The sequence below is a fragment of the Actinoplanes sp. NPDC051470 genome, from assembly GCF_040682035.1.
GTDB lineage: Bacteria > Actinomycetota > Actinomycetes > Mycobacteriales > Micromonosporaceae > Actinoplanes.
Genome location: NZ_JBFBAA010000021.1, coordinates 123,169 through 142,630 on the forward strand (window position 1 = coordinate 123,169; position 19,462 = coordinate 142,630).

Here is a 19,462-nt window from a genome sequence, read left to right on the forward strand (position 1 = left end):
ACCGGCCCGACAACCGCATCACCACGTGCCGTCGTCCTGGACCCGGGCCGCGGGGCCGTCGCCCATCACGAGGTCAGTCATCGCCTCGTCGGTGGTTTCGCCGATGAGCCACTCGCCGCCCTGGTCCAGGGCGAAGACTCGGCCGCGTTCGTCCACGGCCAGGATCGAGTCGCCGTCCTCCTCGGTGCCGAACGGGAACAGCGGCACCCCGATCACCTCGGCGAAGTCGGCCAGAACGCCCGCCGTGTGCAGGGCGACGCGCATGTCGAACTGGAACAGGCGCACCCGGTGGCGTACCCCGGGCATCCGTCTCTTCGCGACCATCACCGGGAAGTCGACCAGCAGGCGCCGCGCCGCCGGGAACGTCTGATGGCCGTGCTGCTGCGCCATCGTGATCTTCTGGTCGGCCAGCGCCTCACGGCCGATCAGCCCGATCAGCGGCTTCCACCCGCAACCGGCCAGCCGCCGGGCGACCTCGTCGGGGAAGCGGTCCGGCTCGGCGGGCTGGTCGTCGTACCAGGGCGGGCCCCACACCGGCACCTCCTCCCAGGACTTCACGCCGAAGCCGGCCAGCCCCGTCGCGCAGGTGTCGCAGGGTGCCGCGGGGGCGCCGGCCAGCGGGTCGCCCGGTTCGCGTACATAGAACGCCTCGAAGATCGAGTCACGCATCGCCTCGCGCGCGGTCTCCAGGGTGAGCGGCTCGGAGCGCGCGCGTTCCACCTCGTGCAGCGCGTCGGAGAGCACGATCAGCTCGGCGTGGCGCTCGCAGCCGCGGACCAGCTCACCATGCGGCGCCGCGGCCCGGAACATGCCGGCGATCAGCGGGTGGTGGTCGATCTCCTGGTCGCCCTTGGCGCCGCGGGCCCGGAACACGTGTCCGTCCACAGTCAGGTGTGCGGCCGTGGTCGGACTGTGCTTGCGCCGCACGCCGCGCAGCAGCTCGACCGACGGCTGCACCGTGCGGCGCTGGGCCGACAGGGCGGGGTGCTGCGCACGGTAGAGCTCGGCCAGCGTCTCCACCGGCACGGCCGGCCAGGTGGTCACCAGGCCCAGGTCACGGTCGATGACCGTACGCCCGCCGTCACCCGGCTCGGCGGTCGCGGCGTCGGCACGGCGCGTCCACACCGCGTACCCGAGATCGAACTCGACCACGACGGCGCTGCACTCGTACCCCCGCCTCGCGGTCTCGAGCCGCGCCCACCCGGCAGCGATCTCCTCCGCCTGGGCCAACGTGATCATGGAGCTCCTCCCCGGGTGACCTTCGCGGTGTGAAATTACCGGACCACGCAAGGTTGCGGGGAGCGGTACTGTGCTCGCTGGAACGGCAGGGGAGGGCCGGGTGGCGGATCAGGCTGACCGCGACGTCAACCACGCGTTGCGGGCGCGCTTCGACGAGGTCGCGGTCCAGGTGCGCCGACTCCGCTCCGGCCTTGGTGACCTGCAGGAACAGATCGCGGCGCTGCGAGTGAGCGCAACCTCGCGCGACGGCAACGTAACGGCAACCGTCGATGCGCGCGGACACCTGGTCGACCTCGCCCTGCGCAAGAACCCATCGGCGTCGATCATTGTCTCCACGGTCCAGGCGGCCGAGGCGTCGGCTCAGCGTCAGGTCCGCGACATGATGGGTTCACTCCTGCCCCCGTCCTCCGGCGCGATGCGATACATGGCGGACGGCGACCTGCGGTCCCTGTGGCGGAACCCCGATGAGTGACCACGTCTCGCTCGACCCGGTCGCCGTCGCCGCTGGTGGCGCCGCGTTGTTCGCCGCCGGCCAGGCGTTGGGCGAGCTGCTGGCCGACACGCGTACGACGCTGATCCCCGCGACCGCGGCCCATCCGTGGGGCACCGACGAGATCGGGCACGCCTTCGACGACGGCTACCGGCCCGCCGAGCAGGAGGTTCTCGCCGCCTTCGAGGCGATGGCAAGGCAGGTGCGGGCGCTGGGCGAGCAGGTCCAGGCCGTCGTGGCCGAGCTTCAAGCCACCGATCAGACCGCTGGGGTACGGGTGGAGCGCTCCTATCAGGAGCCCACGTGAGCGTGCTGCCGAGCCCGATCCCCCATCCGCTCGAGTTCAGCCCGTGGGAGATGCCCGGGTGGGTGTACGAAGCACTCGAATGGGTGGTGGGCTTCGACTGGCCGTCCGGCAACGAGGTCGCCACCTGGGATGTCGCCGACCGGTGGTATGCGCTGGCCGGCGCGCTGACCGATCCACGGGACGACGCCGCGGCGGCGGCCGGTGACATCCTGGCCGGCTATTCCGGGGCGGGCGCGGACGCGTTCGAGGAGGCCTGGCAGGGCGTACCCCTCGAAGCCTTGATCGAGGTGGCCCAGGAACTCGGCCAGATGGTCGAGGAATGCGGCTGCGACATCGAAGGCGCCAAGATCGAGGCGTGGATCGAGCTCGGCCTCTTCGTCATCGAGCTGATCGGCATGGCGGTGGCGGTCGCGGCCACCCTGGGCGCGGCATCCCCCGCGGCGGGCGGGCTGATCGCCGCGACCCGGCTCATCATCCAGCAGATCTTCCGCCGCCTGGTCGAACAGCTGAGCCGCAAGGCGCTACGGCAGGCCGGATCGCGGGCGGTCAAGCAGTTGTCGACCCGGGCCGGGCGGATGGCGCTGGCCCGCGGGGCGCTGCGCGAGGGCTTGGACGAGGCGCGGGAGGAATTCGCGACCAACGCGCTGATCCAGGGCTACCAGAACACCACCGGCCGTCGTGACGGTGTGGACGCCGCCGACCTGGGCCTGTCGGCGGCGGCCGGGTTCGGCGGGGGTTTCGCCGCGGGCGGGGCCCACGTCGGCGCCGGCCACGGCCAGCACGGGGTGGTCCGGGGCGCGGCCGGCGAGGTCCTCGGCGAGTTCGGCGGCGCCGCGGTCACCGGCGACCTGCCCGACCTCGAGGGCATGGCCAAGTCGGCATCCTCGGGCGCCGTCGGCTCGGCAATGTCCGGCGGTCACGGTCTCAAGACCGGCGGCCTGGACATCTCCTCCCTGGACACCGCGGGCCCGGGCACCCTGTCGGCACTGGCGGGCGACACCCCCACCCCGTCATCCGCCTCGTCGGCATCTCCTACCTCTCCGCTTTCCGCGCCGGCGCCCGACGTCACTGCTCCGCCGCATGCACCTTTAGAGACCAGCCACTCGAAGTCCGACAGCTCTGTGACCGACGTCATCCGCCCTGACATCACGGCTGCGGCATCAGATCTCGCCGACGACCGGGTCGACCACGTCGCCGGAGGCCCCGGTGAATCGTCAGCTACGCGAGATGGTGGCCGAGCCCCCACCAGCGACATTCCTGGCCCGAGTAGCGATTCGACCGACAATCCCACCAGACCTACTGCTACACCCAGCGTGGGTGTCGCCCCCGGGCCGGTCACCGCGGACGTCGTCACCGCGCAGGCGCCGACGGCTGCTCCGACAAGCACTGACCCGGCCTCGGCAACCAGCCCGAACTCACCAACGCCGACCATTCCGTCTCCCAGCCCCACGCCAACTCCGGCCGTCGGCCTGGAGCCTTCTCCGACCGGCATTCTCGGCACTCCTCCGACGTCGAACACCGACTCCGCCCCGCCATCTGCGACATCTCAGACAGGCGGCCGCACACCGATACCGACCGTCCCCTCCACGACCGCGCCACTGAATCGGCCTTCGCCGGAGCCAACTGGTGCGCCCGATCTGAGCCGGTCCACGATGGACTCAGGGATCACCCATCCCTCGCACCGCCCTGTCCCCGATCCCGGCAAGCTGCCACGCACCGGCCCGTGGGACACCCCGCCCGGCCACGTCGACCCCGCCGGCCCCCGAGCGGCCGCCGCCGCACCCGCCGCTGTCGACACCGCATCTCCGCAGACCAGACCATCGCCGACTCACCCACCCACAGCGGCCGGGCCACCCGCCGCAGACACCGCACCCCCGCGCGACAACCTGACGCCAGGCATCGTCGGCCCATCGGTCGATGACGCCCCGAACCGACTCAGCTCACCGGACGCCCGCACCGGCGTCGCACCGCCTCACGCCGGGCCGCCGCCCTCGGACACGATGTCGCCGGTTCGGCCTTCTCCGGATACTGGGCCGCCACGGGATCGGCCGGGCCGACCCGATGACCAGGACCCGCAGGACGGGACGCCGGCGGATCGGCCGCGGTCGGATCTGGATCTGATCGCCGCCGCGTTGGGGCCGGGCGCGCCGGCTGCGCCAATGCGGGATCGGGCACCCGTTCGGGCGCCGGACGATCAGCAGCAGATCGACGCCTACCTCGGGTATCTGCGGGACTCCCGCCAAGCCTTCGAGACGGACCGGCGGGAACGTGACGCCCGGGCGCTGAACAACGAGTCGGAAAGCTGGGCCGGTTCGGCCGGCCGGCTGGCCAACGAGGCCGCCGACGCGCGGGCGCGGGGGTTCACGTTGCGGGCCGGCGAGCTGAGCGCCGCCGCACGGGCGGCCGAGCGCCGGTCCGTGGTGCTGTCCGCCGAAGCGGACCTGGTCGCGGCGAACCTGGTCCGCCCACCGCGCACCGACGTCGAATTCGACGCATGGGACCGCCTCAACAACGACGTGGGCATCCTCGCCCCCGGAGGCGTAGACACGGACGACCGGTCAAGGGTCACCGACGACGACATCCCGGCGCCGGTGGAGAAAAGCCGGAACTACGACGAGCCGGGCGGCCTGCGGCGTCCTCTGGCCGTACATCAGAAAGACCTGGAGCGAGCCGTCCCGAAGGACCACCGCGGCCGCCCTCTCCGCAACCCCGACCCGCGCGAGGGCCATTGGTTCGGCCTGGCCAACGACGGCGGCCCCCGGGCCGACGCCACCCGGGGAATCAACTGCGTCGACGGCGTCCTGACGCTGTTCGACACCTACGTCCACGGCCGCCCGAGGGTGTCAGCCCCAAGAACATTCGACTCGTACGCCCAGGGCGAACCGACAAGACCCCTGAACCCCGAATCCGGTGGCTTGTCCCGCATAGAGGCCACAGCCCGCGGCGGTTTCGTCAACCTGACCCCACCGGACCCCAACCCGAAGCGCGCGGTGGACCAGGCTCTGACCAACCTGTCCCGCCAACTCCTGTCCTTGGAGCACGGCGCCTTCGCCTTCATCGTCACCCAGTCCGAGGCCGGCGACGCCCACGCCTGGGCAGCAATAAACCACGGCGGAACCGTCCTCTTCCTAGACCCTCAAACAGGCAAAATCGCCGAAGACAAGCCGCTCTACACCCACACCGGCCACCCAAACCCGTCCAATGTGGTCGCGGTGAGCGCCTTGCTGACCAACCCGAGCGGCGAGTACTCAACCATCCCAGCCCACCTCTCACCCACTACCGTCAATCTCCCCGACCCGACGGGGCTGCCCTTCAACTGGGCGCGAGCAGCTGAGCGCCGCGCCTTCGAATCGCTACCCGAGACTGTGCGCAACGCGCTCATCGCCGACAACGCAACTTGCCGAGACATTGCTGATCGGACCCTGTCCGACCTGGAAAGCATCGTCGCGCGACTGAATCCTGATGGCAGCCGATACGGACCACTGCTGTATGGCACCGCGAATCGCGTCAAGACGCCAGAATCGATTGCTCGCACGATAGCGACCGAGGTGAAGGCCGGAAACATAAACCTTCCGCGCACCTTGGCAGAAATGAAGGACCGAGTTCGATTTACGATCCAAGTGGGAGAAGAAAATTATGTCGATTCCGTGACAACGGTGTTGGATATGCTCACCGAGAGTGGGTACTCGGTCGTGAGGAAGGTAAATTTTTGGGGGCACGGCGGGCGACACAACGGTCTCAATATCTCCGTGAAGGATCAGACAGGAACCCTGATCGAGATTCAATTCCCCACCGAGTTGTCACGAAAGATCAACATCAAAACTCACAAATACTACGAGATCATCCGTCAAGATGACTTCGACATCGCCAAGAAGATCCATGCTTTTCTGAAGATGCTGGCGATCAATAAGCGGGCTGGAATGAGCAGCCATCAGCCTGCGGGTTTGGATACTTTGCAGTTCAGCAAGACCGTCGACAGCTCGTTCACAAAGTGGATCAATGAGCTCCCCGACCAATGGGAACTGTACAATGCGAAACTCGCAACCAGAGGTAAGTCCTTTGACTCCGTCCTCAGACGCTACGGCCTGGACAGGTCTGATCTATCGACGCAAGGCGGGCCGAGATGATTGACCTGGGATTCAGGTACCTCGCGCTGAAGGTGAACGGGGCGGCGGCACCCCCATCCAGCCTCGTTGCTTATCTCAACGCCGAGGGCCCGATGCAGGCCGTCATGTGGAACGTCCCAAACAAATCTTGGGAATTCGACCCGGGTGTTGCGACCGCGTTCCTCTTCGAGGAAGACCGCATCAGCCAGCGCGAACGGGTCGATCGAGTGGAAGCGGAACAGATCGCTCGGGAGCATCTGGACACTAAGCTGCCCACCGAGGACCAGCTTCGGCAGATCTGCGCTGCCGGGCTCGCCTTGTGGACGCAAAAAGAAGATCTCAGCGGCTCGTTCGAGGACGACGACTTTCCTGATGGTGTTTGGAAACCCGAGGACGACGAGCCGCCGGGCCAGAGCTAGACGACGGCCATGTCGACGAAGCGGGAAAGGTGGAGCTGGGCGGCCACCGTGACGGTGTCGGTGGGGCCGTTTCGGTGTTTGGCGACGATGAAGTCGGCCTCGCCGGCCCGCGGGGACTCCTTGTCGTAGTAGTCGTCTCGGTGAAGCAGGATCACGACGTCGGCGTCCTGCTCGATGGAGCCTGACTCTCGCAGGTCGGAGAGCTGGGGACGCTTGTCGGTGCGTTGTTCGGGGCCACGGTTCAGCTGGCTCACCGCGATCACGGGGCACTCGACCTCTTTGGCCAGGAGCTTCAGGCCTCGGGACAGGTCGGCGACCTCTTGCTGGCGGCTCTCGGTGCGTTTCGGGCTGGTCATCAGCTGGAGGTAGTCGACGACGATGAGCTTGAGGTCGTGGCGCTGCTTGAGGCGTCTTGCCTTGGCCCGGATCTCCATCAGGTTCATGCTCGGGGTGTCGTCGACGAAGATCGGGGCCTCGCTGATCTCGCCCATGCGGCGGGCCAGTTTGGTCCAGTCGTCGTCGGAGAGCTGACCGGAACGCAGCACGTGCAGGGGCACGCGGGCCTCGGCCGACAGCAGGCGCATGACAATCTCGATCTTGCTCATTTCCAGGCTGAAGATGGCGCTGGCGCAGTTGGCGCGGATCGCGGCGTTGCGGGCGAAGTCCATGCTCGCGGTCGACTTACCGAGACCGGGGCGGCCGGCCACGATGATCAGCTGGCCGGGGTGCAGCCCGCTGAGCAGGCGGTCGAGGTCGGAGAAACCGGTCGGTACGCCGGTCATCATGCCGTTGGTGGCCCCGACCGCCTCGATCTCGTCGAGGGTCGGCTGGAGCATGTCGGCGAGTATCGCGAAGTCTTCGCTGACCCGTTTCTCGGTCACGTCGTACACGGCCTGCTGGGCCAGGTCGACGACGTCGTCGACGTCACGGCCGCCCATGCCGCCGGTGCCGTACCCCAGCTGAACGATCTTCGTGCCGGCCTCGACCAGGCGGCGCAGCACGGCGCGCTCGGACACGATGCGGGCGTAGTAGGACGCGTTGGCGGCGGTCGGCACGCTCTCGATCAGCGTGTGGAGGTAGGGCACGCCGCCGATGCGCTGGAGATCACCCGAGTCGGAGAGGGCGGCCGCGACCGTCACGCCGTCGGCCGGCTCGCCCCGCCCGTACAGGTCAAGGATGGTGTCGAAGACCGTGGCGTGGACGGGACGGTAGAAGTCGGTTGTCTTGAGGATCTCCACGACATCGGCGATCGCGTCCTTGGACAGCAGCATGCCGCCGAGCACGCTCTGTTCGGCCGCGATGTCCTGTGGCGGCGACTTGTCGAAACCGCCGCCACCGCTGCCCCCGGATGGGCGCGGTGCGGACTGTGGTCGGGCGTCGTCGGTGATCGACACTCGGTGTTCCCCCTCCGCCACGACCGCTCACGCGGTAGCCGGTCTCGCACCCGGCCACCCTGAGATCAAACAACCCGGGTACGACACTTTCGGCTGATCCTGTGGCCAGGACCACCCACCACGCCGGTGGGATGCGTGCGTTCGCGGCGGGGTAACCATACGAAGCTGCGCTGAGCTGCCCAAGTTGGCCGGTGGATGAGCCTTGGGACAACCTGTGGACATCTCCCCCGTGGCTGTGCACACCCCTGTGCACAGCCTGGGGATAACCGCTGGGGACGAATTTCGGTATGCCTTCTTGAACTGGCATTTCGCTGTCCTCAGCGTGTGGACGAGCAAAAACTGCCCCGCGTGACCAAACCATCGCTTCTGGGCGTTGCGGTTCGCGTTTTCACCGGTCACGCTTTTCGGGTGGACCAACGGGATTGGGACTACGGCGCCCGCCTGCCGCGCGAAGGCCGCGCGCCGGAGCCTCGCTCACCCCAAAATGGTCCGGAAAGTCCCGATATCGCCAATACTTACGGCTCCCCCGCCGATACGGGGAGTATGCAGCCCATTCCGGAGGCGGTTGCCTGGGCCGAACGCGCCGACGCCTGGGCGACTCGTCCGGATGAAAATGGCGGTCGCGGGCAAGAATTAAGTCGTTGGTCCGACTCCGCGGCCGAGGGACGCCCGGCGTTCCCGGCCGACGGTGTGGGCTGGCGTACCGAGACCGCGGAGTGGCGCGCGACCGACCAGAGCGCGCGCTGGCGGCAGACCACCGAGTGGCGTTCGACCACGGGTACGCACGGCTACCGCACGACTACCGAAGCGTGGCAGACCGGCGCCGGCGCGGAGGGCTTCACGCCCCCGGTCGAGCCGCCGGCCGGCTCCCGGCAGCCGCTGGCCATCTCCGACACCGCGTACCCGAGCCGGCCGGACGCCGACGGCACCCGCTCGTGGCAAGACTCCGACGGCGCCGGCAACACGTCGTGGCACCGGGTGACCGGCACGCCGCCGCCCGAGCCGGGCACCGAGGCCCGACCGGCCTGGCAGCAGTTCACCGAGCCGCCGTCGTCCGCCGCCCCCTGGCAGCCGAGCGGCCCCGCGGCGCCCTGGCAGTCGAGCGGCCCGGCCACCCCGTGGCAGCAGAGCGCGCCGTCCTGGCAGTCCACCGACCGCCCCAGCGCGACCCCGTCACCGTCCTGGCAGAGCCTCGTCGACCAGCCCGATGAGGGTCGTCCGTCCTGGAACACCACCGGCCCGGTGCCCACCATCAACGGCACCACCGTCCCCGACCACGGCGCCCGCTCAGCACCCTTCGACGAGGGCCGCCACCTGGTCCGCGAGGACGACCGCGATCGCTGGCGCCGCGAGTACGGGGCCGACGAGTCCCGCTCCGGCGGTCGTCGCCGCGCCGCCGACCCAGGTTCAAGAACAGGCTCGGGTACGGGGTGGAGCACTCGTTCCGACGCCGACAACTGGGCCGGTCACGCCGACACCGGCAGCATGCAGATGTTCGACGCGGCCGCTCTGAGCGCCCCCAGCGACGCCCCGAGCTGGCGCTCACCCGACCAGGACTGGCGCACCCGCCCCGACGGCGACCCGTCCCGCGGCTCCTGGCGTGACGATCCGGACGGCGCCCGCAACTCCACGTCACCACCGTCCTGGCGCACCGATCCCGGCGCCCCGCGACACGTCTCCGCCGCGCCGGCCTGGACCACCGAGCCCGACGACCGCCCCGACCCGACCGGTCCGACCGGCGACCGCGACTCCCCGTACGGCGCGGGCCGGCGAGGCAGCTCGGAGAACGGCGCTGACCCCCGCGGCGGCTCCGACTTTGGCTCCCCCGCGCGCAACGGCTCGGAGTACGGCGCAGCCCCGCGTGGCGGCGCCGACAACGGCTCGGCCCCATGGAGTGGCGCGGGCAGCGCCCCGACCGCATGGAGCGGCGCCCCTGGCAGCCCCACATCCTGGAACAGGTCGCAGAGCGGCCCCACCGACCCGCCCGGCAGCCCGACGACCTGGAACGGCACGGACGGCACACCCGGCAGCGCGGCAACCTGGAACGGCACGCGAAGCGGCCCGGACGGCACGCCGGGCAGCCCCACGTCCTGGAACGGCACGGACGGCACACCCGGCAGCCCGACCTGGAACGGAGCGCGAAGCGGCACCACCGACTCGCCCAGCGGCCCGACGTCCTGGAACGGAGCGCGAAGCGGCTCGGACGGCGCGCCCGGCGGCCGGACATCGTGGAACGGCGCCCAGGACCCCACCGACCCCCAGAGGGGCCGGCCGAGCTGGAACACCTCGCCGAGCGGCCCCGACGGCAGTTCGACATCGTGGAACGGAGACCGAGGCACCACCGATCCGCAGAGCGGCCGGCCCGGCTGGGACAGCAGCCCGAACGGCGCACGGAGCGGTCGGACATCGTGGGACGGCGCGCAGGACGGCCCCATCGGTTCGCCCGGCGGCCCCATCGGTTCGCCGGGTGGTCCGATCGGTTCGCCGGGTGGCCCCGGTTCCTGGAACGGCGCCCAGGGTGGCCCCGCAGGCTCGTCAGGCGCCCCGGCGTCCTGGAACGGCACCCCGGGCGGCCCTGCCGGATCCCCGGGCGCACCGGCCTCCTGGAGCGGCGCCCCGAGCGGCAGCCCCGCCTCGTGGAACGCTGACGCGGCTCGTCGCCGCGCCGCCGACGATGAGGGTCCGAGCTGGCGCCGCGACCCGGCCGACTCGCCCAGGTCCAACGGCGCATCAGGCCGACAGCGCGACGACGACCGCCTTCGCGACCAGCCTCCGGGTGGCGGCCCCCGCGCGATCGGCTCGCGGCCCGAGGAACCTCCCACCGAGAGCTGGCGCGACCCCCAACGCGCGAGCCCCACCGACACCGGCAGCTGGCGCGACCCCCAACGCGCCAACCCCAGCGACACGGGAAGCTGGCGCGACCCCCAGCGCGCCAACCCGGCCGACACCGGAAGCTGGCGCGACGCCCAGCGAGCCACCCCCGCCCCGCCCGACGCGAGCCCGGGCGAGGTCCCGAGCTGGCGCGACCCCCAACGCGGCGCCCCTAGCGACACCGGAAGCTGGCGCGACGGCCAACGCACCAGCCCGAGCGACACGGGTAGCTTCCGCGATCCGCGAGGCGGCAGCCCCGGCGACACCGGCAGCTGGCGCGACAACGGCCAACGCGGCAACCCGGCCGACGCCGGCACCTTCCGCGACCCGCAGCGCGGTAACCCGGGCGACACGGGCAGCTGGCGCGATCCTCAGCGAGCCGCCCACGCCGGCCCGGCCCCCGGCAGCCCTGCCAGCTGGCAGGACCCGCAGCGCGGAAAACCCGGCGGCGCACCTCCCGGCAGCCCTGCCAGCTGGCAGGACCCGCAGCGCGGCGAGCCCGGCGGCCGGCGTGACAACGGCCAGCGGACCAGCCCCTCCGACACGGGGAGCTGGCGCCGCGACGAGCCGCCGACAGAGAACTGGCGCGACAACGGCCAGCGCACCAGCCCGAGCGACACCGGCAGCTGGCGCCGCGGCGACGAGCCCGGCCCACCGCAGCGGCGGGCCATCGAGGGCGCGCCCGCTCCCCGCAGCGGCCCGCCCACCCGGCGCGGCGACGACTCGTGGCGGCAGGACCTGGTCCCGACCGACCCGACGGCCAACGGCGCGAGCGGCGGCGACCCGGTCACCGGCGGCTGGAGGCGCGACCCGGACAGCGGCCAGTGGTACCGCAACGAGGCCGTCGCCGAGAGCATCATGCGCCGCACGAGCCCGAGCGAGACGGGGAGCTTCCGCGACCCGCGAAGCGGCAGCCCAAGCGAGACTGGCAGCTTCCGCGACCCGCGAAGCGGGAACCCGGGTGACACCGGCAGCTGGCGTGACGCTCAACGAGCGGGACCGGCGGCCGACCCCGACGGCAGGCGGGACGACGGTCGGCGGGGCCGGCCGGGGGATTGGCGCGACGGCCCCCCTTCTGAGGGCGGCCGCCGCCGGATCGAGCCAGAGGATTGGCGTAGCGGCGAGCCGCCCCGTGCCATAGAGACGCGTGCCATCGAGAGTCGCGCCGCGATCGAGGCCCGCTCCGCGATCGAAGGACCGGACGCGCCGGGACGGGCCGCTGACGGCCGGCCGGACTGGCGTTCCGAGATGCGCGGGCGCCGGGACGATGACGATGTCACCCAGACGTGGCGCCGGGACGATGTCGACGCGCCGCGACGACGTGGCCGCGACGATGACGAGCCATCCGGCGGGGCTCGGGCGATCGGCTGGCGGGGCGAGGACCGCGACCCGCCGGACGATTCGTGGACGCCGGGACCGGGCGACACCTCGACGCGCGGCGGCGCGGGCGGTGGGCGTACCCCCCAAGCCGTTGGTCGTGCTCGGCCGTTGAACCCGAACCGCCGGCGGATGGACGGCGACGGGCCGGACGTCACCGGAACCCGGATGAGCCGGGGCGACGCACCGGTCGGGCCGGAGCTGTGGGGGCGCGAGCCGGGCGGCCGGACGAACGGGAACGGCAACTGGCCGGACGAGCCGCGCGACGCCGACTGGCGGGATGAGCTGCGCGCGGAGTCGGAGGCGTTCGTCGGTGACGCGGTCACCGAGATCCGCCGGGTCGAGCCGGACTGGCTGCAGGCCGAGCGGGAGGGCTCGGGGCGGACCACGGCCATCTACCGCGAGGGCGCCACCGGCACGGACTGGCGCCGGGAACTCGACCCGGAGAGCGGCCTGGCCGACGGGGAGTCGCGGCGGTACAACACGCAGGACTTCGTGCCGTTCAAGCCGGGCGGCGCCGGATCGGTGTCGGCCGCCCCGGTGTCACCGAACGTCGAGGCGATGCCGCCGCCGGCCCAGCGCCGGCCGGCCGGTGAGGAATGGCCGCCGCGTCGCGCCGAGAGCGTGCCGAGCCCGTCGACCACCGGCTCGTACGAGCGCCGGCCGGTCACCGGTGGTCTGGCCACCGCGGTCCGCCCGAACAACCTCCTCGAACCGGACGAGGACGAGATCGAGGAGGACACCGGCGGCCCGCTCGCCGCGGTCGGTTACACGGCCGTCTGGTACGGCGTGCCCGTGGTGCTGTTCCTGCTCTACTACCTGGTCGTGCTGAACGGCGACGAGAAGGCGCACGCCCTGGACACGCTCGCCGGCGCCGCGCCGCAGTTCGGCCTGTCGCTGGTGCTCAGCATGGGTGTCGCGGTCGGCCTGCGGTGGGCCAGCGGCTCCTGGAAGGCGGTCAGCGTCGGCCTGGCCGCGGCGGTCATGGGTGGCGGCCTCGCCACCGTCCTGACCTCGGCCATCACCGGCAACAGCCTGAGCTAGAAACGCCCGGACGCCTGGGGCCGCAACGAAAACAGCGCCCCGGCCGAAGCCTGGGACGCCGTCTCGAATCTGGAACCAACTACTTGGCGCCGCTCACGGTCACGGGGAACGTGGCGGTCACCTCGGGGTGCAGCCGGATCTTGACGTTGTGCTGGCCGGTCGTCTTGATCTGACCGGGCAGCTCGAGGCGGCGACGGTCGAGAGCCGGACCACCGGCGGCCTTGACCGCGTCGACGATCTCGGCCGGGGTGATCGAGCCGAACAGCCGGCCACCGTTGCCGGAGCGCGCCGACAGCGAGATCTTGAGACCAGACAGCTGGTCCTTGACCTCGTTGGCGTGGCCCAGGTCGCGGATCTCACGGGCCTCGCGGGCCCGCTTGATGACCGTGACCTGCTTTTCCGCGCCCTTGGTCCAGCGCATGGCGAAACCCTGCGGGAGCAGGTAGTTGCGGCCGTAGCCGTCCTTGACCTCGACGACGTCGCCGGGGCCGCCGAGGCCACTGACCTCCTGGGTGAGGATGATCTTCATGTCCTGGCCTCCCCTCAGCGCGCCGTCGCCGTGTACGGCAGGAGCGCCATCTCACGGGCGTTCTTGACCGCGCGGGCGATCTGCCGCTGCTGCTGGGAGGTCACGCCGGTGACCCGCCGAGCGCGGATCTTGCCGCGGTCGGAGATGAACTTCCGCAGCAGCGCGGTGTCTTTGTAGTCGATGTAGGTGATCCCGTCCTTGTCGAGCGGGTTCACCTTCTTCTTCGGCTTGCGAAGCGCAGCAGCCTTAGGCATTGCTCTTACTCCTGAACGTGTCAGACCTTAGAAAGGTGGCTCTTCATCGAAGGACGAGGAGCTGCGACCACCGCCGCCTCCTCCACTGGCGGGGGCAGGCGCCGCCGTGGCCCACGGGTCGTCGAAGTTGTTACCTCCGCCGCCACCGCTGGTGTTGCTGCCACCGCCGGCCGCCGGCCGGTTGCCACCACCGCCACCGAAGCCTCCGCCACTCCCGCTGGAGCGGCTCATCTTCTGCACCTTCGCCGTGGCGTAGCGGAGCGACGGGCCGATCTCGTCGACCTCGAGCTCGTAGACGGTGCGCTTCTCGCCCTCGCGGGTCTCGTAAGACCGCTGGCGCAGACGCCCTTGCACGATCACCCGTGAGCCGCGGGTCAGCGACTCGGCGACGTGCTCGGCGGCGTCACGCCAGATGTTGCACGCGAGGAAGAGTGGCTCGCCGTCCTTCCACTCCCCGGACTGCCGGTCCAAGGTCCGCGGCGTCGAAGCGATGCGGAACTTGGCGACCGCCGCACCCGAAGGGGTGAAGCGGAGCTCGGGGTCGTCGGTCAGATTGCCGACGACCGTGATGGTGGTTTCTCCTGCCATGATCTTTCTCCTCGCCGCTTTCCGTCGTTCTCGCAGAAGGCTCTCAGAGCCCCCCGACAAAAACGAGCGTCAGCGGGTCTCGGGCCGGATGACCTTGGTGCGCAGGATGCTCTCGTTCAGCCGGAGCTGACGGTCCAGCTCAGCGACGGCCTCGGGGGTCGCCTGCAGGTCAACGACGGCATAGATGCCTTCGGCCTTTTTGTTGATCTCGTACGAGAGCCGGCGCCGGCCCCAGACATCGAGCTTCTCGATCGAGCCGCCCGCGGTCCGGATGACGTTCAGGTACTGGTCGAGCGACGGGGCGACGGTGCGCTCCTCGAGACTCGCGTCGAGGATCACCATCAGTTCGTAATGACGCAAGACAATCTCACCTCCTGTGGGCTTGGCGGCCACGGTCTTTCCGTGGCAGGAGGTCTTGGTCAGCCACGCGAGGCGCATGGAGCACCTGGCGGACGGTCAAGTGTAGCCAGGTCGGCCCCCGGAAACGGAATCGGGCCCCGTCGCCGATGCGACAGGGCCCGTCCGAGGGAGCCGCGGGGCGTCCGGTCCGCATTCGTTGGGTGGGACCTGGGGAGGAACGACCACACCGATGAGGTTGGACACAGCCGCCCCGCGGAGCTTGCTAGCGGTAGCTTACGCGATGTTTGACCGAGATGCACGTTGCGACACAAATGACCGAATAGCGGCAAACGCAACGCCGAGCGCGCACACCCCCGCGACCACCGCGAGCAGACCGACCGGTTGCTTCTCCGGCATCGGCCGCATCTCCGCGACCGGCTCCGCCGCCGCGATCTCCGAGGGGGGCGCGGCGGGCGTCATGGCCGCGGCTTCGGACATGGTCGGAAGATCAAGCGTGGGTACGTCGGACACGATCGTCTTCTGCTCACCCGGTGGCATCCCGGCGAACGTCGGCGTGCTCCCCGCCGTACCCCGCAGAACCTTGGTCCTGACCTTGGTCGTCGCCGCGCCGCCCTGAGGCATGGTCGGGATCGCCACCGCCGCGGCCGGCGTCACCGTGCGCTCGCCGACCGGCTGCGTCTTGGCCGGACGCGTGGTCGACGTCGCGGTGCGCGTCGGGCGGCCGGTCGTCGCGGGCGTGTCGGGCAGCGCGGAACCCGGCGCGGCCGGCGTCCCCGAGTCGGACGGCGCCGCGGTCGGGCTCTCCACGTCGTCCGTGGTGTCGTCAGGGGTCGGCTCGAGCTCCTCGCCGGGCAGACCGGTCGGCTCAGGGGTCGCGGTAACCAGCAGCGGCGTCGACTCCGCACCCAGCGCGCAGGACGGCGTGAGCTGCACCGCGGTCGTGCCGCGCCGGAAGACCACCGCGGCCGAGCCGTCGTCCGGCACCGTGCCCCTGACCGTGTCGCCCAGCCGGAGCCGGGCCGGATGACCGGTCCGGTTCACCACCCGCACCGTCGACTCGGCCGGAATCGTCAGCGAGCTCACATCCGGCGTCGAGCGGCAGGAGAGCCCGAGCATGCTGCCGCCGTCGAAGACGACCTGGCGGCCGCCCGCCTCGACCTGCTCCGCGCTCGCGGTGCCGTTGGTCAGCAACGGCACACCGAGAAGGAGCCCTCCGAGGGTCAGCGCGGTCACCCGGTGTCGGACCTTGGACATGCGTCTCTCCCAGCTACGGCCGTTTTTCGTGATCAATCCGTTAACGAGACGTTGCGTAGCGCGGTGACGCCGGGTCGCGTTGTCGTACCGGCGTCGTAGGCTCGTCCCATGCGCATCGGAGCTCACGTCGACCCGGCCGATCCCCTCGCCGCGGCCGCCGACCGCAAGGCGGACGCGGTTCAGTTCTTCCTGACCGATCCGCAGGGTTACAAGACGCCCCAGCCGCGGTCCGACGCCGAGGCGCTCCGAGCGTCCGAGGTGGACGTCTACATCCACGCGCCGTACATCGTGAATGTCGCGACCCTCAACAACCGCATCCGCATCCCCAGCCGCAAGCTGATGATGGCGCATGCCAAGGCGGCCGCCGAACTCGGCGCGAAAGGCCTGATCGTGCATGGTGGCCACGTCGGCGCCGACAACGACCTGACCGCCGGTTTCGACAATTGGCGCAAGGCTTTCGAGTACGCCGAGAAGGATGGTGGCCTGCCGCTGCCGGTGCTGATCGAGAACACCGCGGGCGGCGACAACGCGATCGCCCGCACGTTCGACAACCTGGCCCGGCTGTGGGACGCGGTCGGCGGCTTCGGGGCGGGCTTCTGCCTGGACACCTGCCATGCCCACGCCGGCGGGGAAGAACTGCTCGGCATCGTCGACCGGGTCAAGGCCATCACCGGCCGCATCGACCTGATCCACGCCAACGACTCGAAGGACGCGTTCGACAGCGGGCGCGACCGCCACGACAACCTCGGCAGTGGCAAGATCGACCCGGAATTGGTGGTGGCCGTGGTCCGTGCCGCCGGCGCACCGGTCATCGTGGAGACTCCGGGCGGCGTCGAGGGCCAGTCGGCCGACATCGCCCTGCTGCGCGAGCGTGCGGGCAGCTGAGCAGGCGGCCTTCCGGGGGAGACGGATGACGACGGACCAGCCCTCGCCCAGCGAGGCGGCCATCCCTGAGCAGTCCCCACCGCCGGGCGTCGAGCCGCCGGCGGCGGCGACCACCAAGCCGGCCGAGGCCGGTCAGAAATCGGTCGGTGAGACGAAAACAGACCTCGAGCCGGTTCCGGCGGGTTCCGGCCGGCGGCGGCTCGGCGGGCTCGCCCGGCGGTTGATCCGGGGAGCCGGGCAGGCGCCCGCCGGTCCTCAAGGGAGCGAAGGACCGACGGCCTTCACCGGGAAGATCAAGGGCGCTGGGGTCACCCCCGCCGGTCCGGCCGGATCCTCCCGGATCGGGGCGCCACCCACCGGGCCGGCGGTGAGCGAGGTCGAGCGCGCGGCGGCCGGCCTCGACGTCGAGCCGGACAAGCAGACCGATAGGGACTCCGCCGACCAGGCGAAGAAGGCGGACGACGCCGGCAAGAAGGTCGCGGGGGAGAAGAAGCGTAAGAGGCAGAAGAAGGCGCTGCCCGACGAGCGCCCCGCGGATGCGCCGCCCGACCCGTGGTCGGCCTTCGCCGCCACCACCGAGCGCGCCCCCGGCCGGCTCCGCCGCGCCCTGCGCCGCGTCGGCCGGGCCTTCCGCAGCGAGTACGCCCTGGTCATCTACGCCGGCCTGCTGCTCGCCGTGGCCCTGACCTGGCCCGCCCTGCAATATCCGCTGCACACCACCCCGCACGAGCTCTTCGACCCGGCCCGGCAGGCCTGGCAGATCGCCTGGACCGGACACGCGCTGCTCACCGACCCGGCGCAGCTGTGGCAGTCCAACGCCTTCTACCCGGAACACAACAGCTTCGCCTTCGGAGACAGCCTGCTCGGCTACGCGCCCGCGGGCCTGCTCGGCGACGGCCCGGCCGCGGCGCTGCTGCGTTACAACATTCTCTTCGTCCTGGCCCACGCGCTGCTGTTCATCGGCGGGTACGCGCTGGTCCGGCAGCTCGGCGCCGGCAAAACCGGGGCCACGGTGGCGGCGGTCGCCTTCGCGTTCGCGCCCTGGCGCCTCGCCCAGGAGGGCCACCTGGACATCGTGTCAGCCGGCGGGATCCCGCTGGCCCTGGCGATGCTGGCCCGCGGGCACGGCTGGACGATCCGGTGGGGATTCCGGCCGGCCCGACGCCACTCGGGCTGGGTCGCGGCCGGCTGGCTGGTGGCGGCGTGGCAGGTCAGCCTCGGGTTCTCGCTGGGCATCCCGTTCGCGTACGTCCTGGTCGGGGTGGTCCTGCTGATCGTGCTCGGCGTCCCGCTGCGGTGGTGGCGGCAGCGCCGGCGGAAGCTGAAGCGGCCGGTGCTCGGCTGGCGGGTGTGGATCGCCGACCTGCTCGGCGTGATGATCGTGGCGTGCATCGGCGCGCTGATCGCGATTCCGTACATCCGGGTGCCGGCGGGCGGGCCGGCCGGCGACGAGATCGGCTTCTTCTCGGCGCCGTGGCGCAGCCTGCTGATCGCCCCGGCCGAGTCACGCGTCTGGGGCGGCGCGCACGAGGTGCCACGGGCGGCGCTGGGCTGGCCGGCCGAGATGACCCTGCTGCCCGGCTTCGCGCTCTACGCCCTGGCGCTGGCCGGACTGGTCTTCTCGGTGTGGCGCTGGTGGCAGCGGCTGATCCTGGTCGCCGGGCTCGCGGTCAGCGTGATCCTGACGATGGGCACCTCGTTCCTCGGCGGCAAGTGGACCTACCTGCCGCTGTTCGGGCACTACCCGGCGTCGTTCGGCACGCGCATCCCGGGCCGGCTGATGCTCTGGGTGACGCTGCTGCTGGCGATCCTGGCCGCCGGGGCGGCGGCCGAGATCGTTCGCCGGGCCGAGCAGTGGGCGTCCCACCGCATTCCCCCGTTCCCCGGCCCGTGGCTGCGGCTGGCCACGTTCGTGCCGCTGCTGCTCGTGCTGGCCGAGACGATCAACGCGACGCCCCATCCGGTGCAGCCCGACCAGCCGTCGACCATGCGCGGCGACAGCTCGGCGACGCTGGTCCTGCCGACCGCCGCACAGGGCGACCAGATCGCGATGCTGTGGTCGACGACCCGGTTCCAGCCGTTGGCCAACGGGTCCGGTGGCTTCGCCGCGGCTGGGCAGGCCGAGTTGCGCCAGTCGGTGGCCTCGTTCCCCGACCAGGCCAGCATCGACTACCTGCGCCGGGCCGGCGTCCAGACGGTGATCCTGGTCCGGTCGCGGGTGGCCGGCACCGCGTGGGAGGAGGCCGGCGACGTCCCGGTCGACACCTTCGGCATCCGCCGCGAGGACGTCGACGAGGACACCGTGGTCTTCCGCCTGAACTAGCTGGAGCCTGAGCTAGCTGGAG

The 19,462-nt window shown here is 71.0% G+C and carries 14 protein-coding genes; 7 read left to right on the forward strand and 7 right to left on the reverse strand.

What is annotated here, in order from left to right:
* Positions 1-18: 18 nt before the first annotated feature.
* The gene (locus AB0M54_RS31430) at positions 19-1,239 is read right to left on the reverse strand and encodes an SUKH-3 domain-containing protein (RefSeq protein ID WP_364312359.1); all 1,221 of its coding nucleotides are present in this window, start codon (positions 1,237-1,239) and stop codon (positions 19-21) included.
* 100 nt (positions 1,240-1,339) lie between these two features.
* On the opposite strand from AB0M54_RS31430, the gene AB0M54_RS31435 reads away from it, so the two are divergent.
* Genes AB0M54_RS31435 through AB0M54_RS31450 form a run of 4 tightly spaced genes read left to right on the forward strand, consistent with a single transcriptional unit; the run spans position 1,340 to position 6,561 of the window.
* The gene (locus AB0M54_RS31435; protein WP_364475302.1) at positions 1,340-1,711 is read left to right on the forward strand and encodes a YbaB/EbfC family nucleoid-associated protein; all 372 of its coding nucleotides are present in this window, start codon (positions 1,340-1,342) and stop codon (positions 1,709-1,711) included.
* The gene (locus AB0M54_RS31440; protein WP_364312354.1) at positions 1,704-2,036 is read left to right on the forward strand and encodes a hypothetical protein; all 333 of its coding nucleotides are present in this window, start codon (positions 1,704-1,706) and stop codon (positions 2,034-2,036) included. Before AB0M54_RS31435 ends, AB0M54_RS31440 begins: the two co-directional genes overlap by 8 nt.
* Positions 2,033-6,163 carry a toxin glutamine deamidase domain-containing protein gene (locus AB0M54_RS31445; protein ID WP_364475304.1) on the forward strand — a complete coding sequence of 1,377 codons (4,131 nt, stop codon included), beginning with the start codon at positions 2,033-2,035 and terminating at the stop codon, positions 6,161-6,163. The genes AB0M54_RS31440 and AB0M54_RS31445 overlap by 4 nt, the downstream gene beginning before the upstream one ends.
* Positions 6,160-6,561: a hypothetical protein gene (locus AB0M54_RS31450; RefSeq protein WP_364475305.1), complete on the forward strand. Its 402-nt coding sequence runs from the start codon at positions 6,160-6,162 to the stop codon at positions 6,559-6,561. Before AB0M54_RS31445 ends, AB0M54_RS31450 begins: the two co-directional genes overlap by 4 nt.
* Here AB0M54_RS31450 and dnaB read toward each other — a convergent pair.
* A complete protein-coding gene (gene dnaB / locus AB0M54_RS31455) occupies positions 6,558-7,955 on the reverse strand; it encodes a replicative DNA helicase (RefSeq protein WP_364475307.1) in 1,398 nt (465 codons plus the stop codon). The two genes, AB0M54_RS31450 and dnaB, sit on opposite strands and share 4 nt — an antisense overlap.
* Positions 7,956-8,498: 543 nt before the next feature.
* On the opposite strand from dnaB, the gene AB0M54_RS31460 reads away from it, so the two are divergent.
* Complete coding sequence (locus AB0M54_RS31460; RefSeq protein ID WP_364475309.1) at positions 8,499-13,247, forward strand: hypothetical protein; 4,749 nt, start codon at positions 8,499-8,501, stop codon at positions 13,245-13,247.
* A 79-nt stretch (positions 13,248-13,326) separates the two neighbouring features.
* Here the strand turns inward: AB0M54_RS31460 and rplI are convergent, their stop codons facing one another.
* The 5 genes from rplI to AB0M54_RS31485 form a co-directional block, all read right to left on the reverse strand.
* Entirely contained in the window at positions 13,327-13,776 is a 450-nt protein-coding gene (gene rplI / locus AB0M54_RS31465; protein WP_364312343.1) for a 50S ribosomal protein L9, read from the reverse strand.
* A gap of 14 nt (positions 13,777-13,790) precedes the next feature.
* Positions 13,791-14,030, reverse strand: coding sequence for a 30S ribosomal protein S18 (gene rpsR / locus AB0M54_RS31470; protein ID WP_285690819.1), 240 nt, complete (start codon positions 14,028-14,030; stop codon positions 13,791-13,793).
* A 27-nt stretch (positions 14,031-14,057) separates the two neighbouring features.
* Entirely contained in the window at positions 14,058-14,618 is a 561-nt protein-coding gene (locus AB0M54_RS31475; RefSeq protein ID WP_364312340.1) for a single-stranded DNA-binding protein, read from the reverse strand.
* Positions 14,619-14,687: 69 nt separating this feature from the next.
* The gene (rpsF, locus tag AB0M54_RS31480; RefSeq protein WP_364316926.1) at positions 14,688-14,978 is read right to left on the reverse strand and encodes a 30S ribosomal protein S6; all 291 of its coding nucleotides are present in this window, start codon (positions 14,976-14,978) and stop codon (positions 14,688-14,690) included.
* A 273-nt stretch (positions 14,979-15,251) separates the two neighbouring features.
* Entirely contained in the window at positions 15,252-16,232 is a 981-nt protein-coding gene (locus AB0M54_RS31485) for a hypothetical protein (RefSeq protein WP_364475311.1), read from the reverse strand.
* Between the two features lie 108 nt (positions 16,233-16,340).
* Between AB0M54_RS31485 and AB0M54_RS31490 the strand changes: the two genes are divergently transcribed.
* Both AB0M54_RS31490 and AB0M54_RS31495 read left to right on the forward strand, forming a co-directional pair.
* On the forward strand, positions 16,341-17,117 hold the full coding sequence (locus AB0M54_RS31490) for a deoxyribonuclease IV (protein ID WP_364312335.1): 777 nt from the start codon (positions 16,341-16,343) through the stop codon (positions 17,115-17,117).
* Positions 17,118-17,142: 25 nt separating this feature from the next.
* Positions 17,143-19,440, forward strand: a complete 2,298-nt coding sequence (locus AB0M54_RS31495; RefSeq protein ID WP_364475313.1) for a hypothetical protein — start codon at positions 17,143-17,145, stop codon at positions 19,438-19,440.
* Positions 19,441-19,462 lie beyond the last annotated feature (22 nt).

What these genes read in the sequence shown, in the direction of transcription:
- AB0M54_RS31430 (WP_364312359.1), bottom strand. Translation starts at nt 1,239, where the DNA reads ATGATCACGTTGGCCCAGGCGGAGGAGATCGCTGCCGGGTGGGCGCGG.
- AB0M54_RS31440 (WP_364312354.1), top strand. Translation starts at nt 1,704, where the DNA reads ATGAGTGACCACGTCTCGCTCGACCCGGTCGCCGTCGCCGCTGGTGGC.
- AB0M54_RS31450 (WP_364475305.1), top strand. Translation starts at nt 6,160, where the DNA reads ATGATTGACCTGGGATTCAGGTACCTCGCGCTGAAGGTGAACGGGGCG.
- AB0M54_RS31460 (WP_364475309.1), top strand. Translation starts at nt 8,499, where the DNA reads ATGCAGCCCATTCCGGAGGCGGTTGCCTGGGCCGAACGCGCCGACGCC.
- rplI (WP_364312343.1), bottom strand. Translation starts at nt 13,776, where the DNA reads ATGAAGATCATCCTCACCCAGGAGGTCAGTGGCCTCGGCGGCCCCGGC.
- rpsR (WP_285690819.1), bottom strand. Translation starts at nt 14,030, where the DNA reads ATGCCTAAGGCTGCTGCGCTTCGCAAGCCGAAGAAGAAGGTGAACCCG.
- AB0M54_RS31475 (WP_364312340.1), bottom strand. Translation starts at nt 14,618, where the DNA reads ATGGCAGGAGAAACCACCATCACGGTCGTCGGCAATCTGACCGACGAC.
- AB0M54_RS31485 (WP_364475311.1), bottom strand. Translation starts at nt 16,232, where the DNA reads ATGTCCAAGGTCCGACACCGGGTGACCGCGCTGACCCTCGGAGGGCTC.
- AB0M54_RS31490 (WP_364312335.1), top strand. Translation starts at nt 16,341, where the DNA reads ATGCGCATCGGAGCTCACGTCGACCCGGCCGATCCCCTCGCCGCGGCC.
- AB0M54_RS31495 (WP_364475313.1), top strand. Translation starts at nt 17,143, where the DNA reads ATGACGACGGACCAGCCCTCGCCCAGCGAGGCGGCCATCCCTGAGCAG.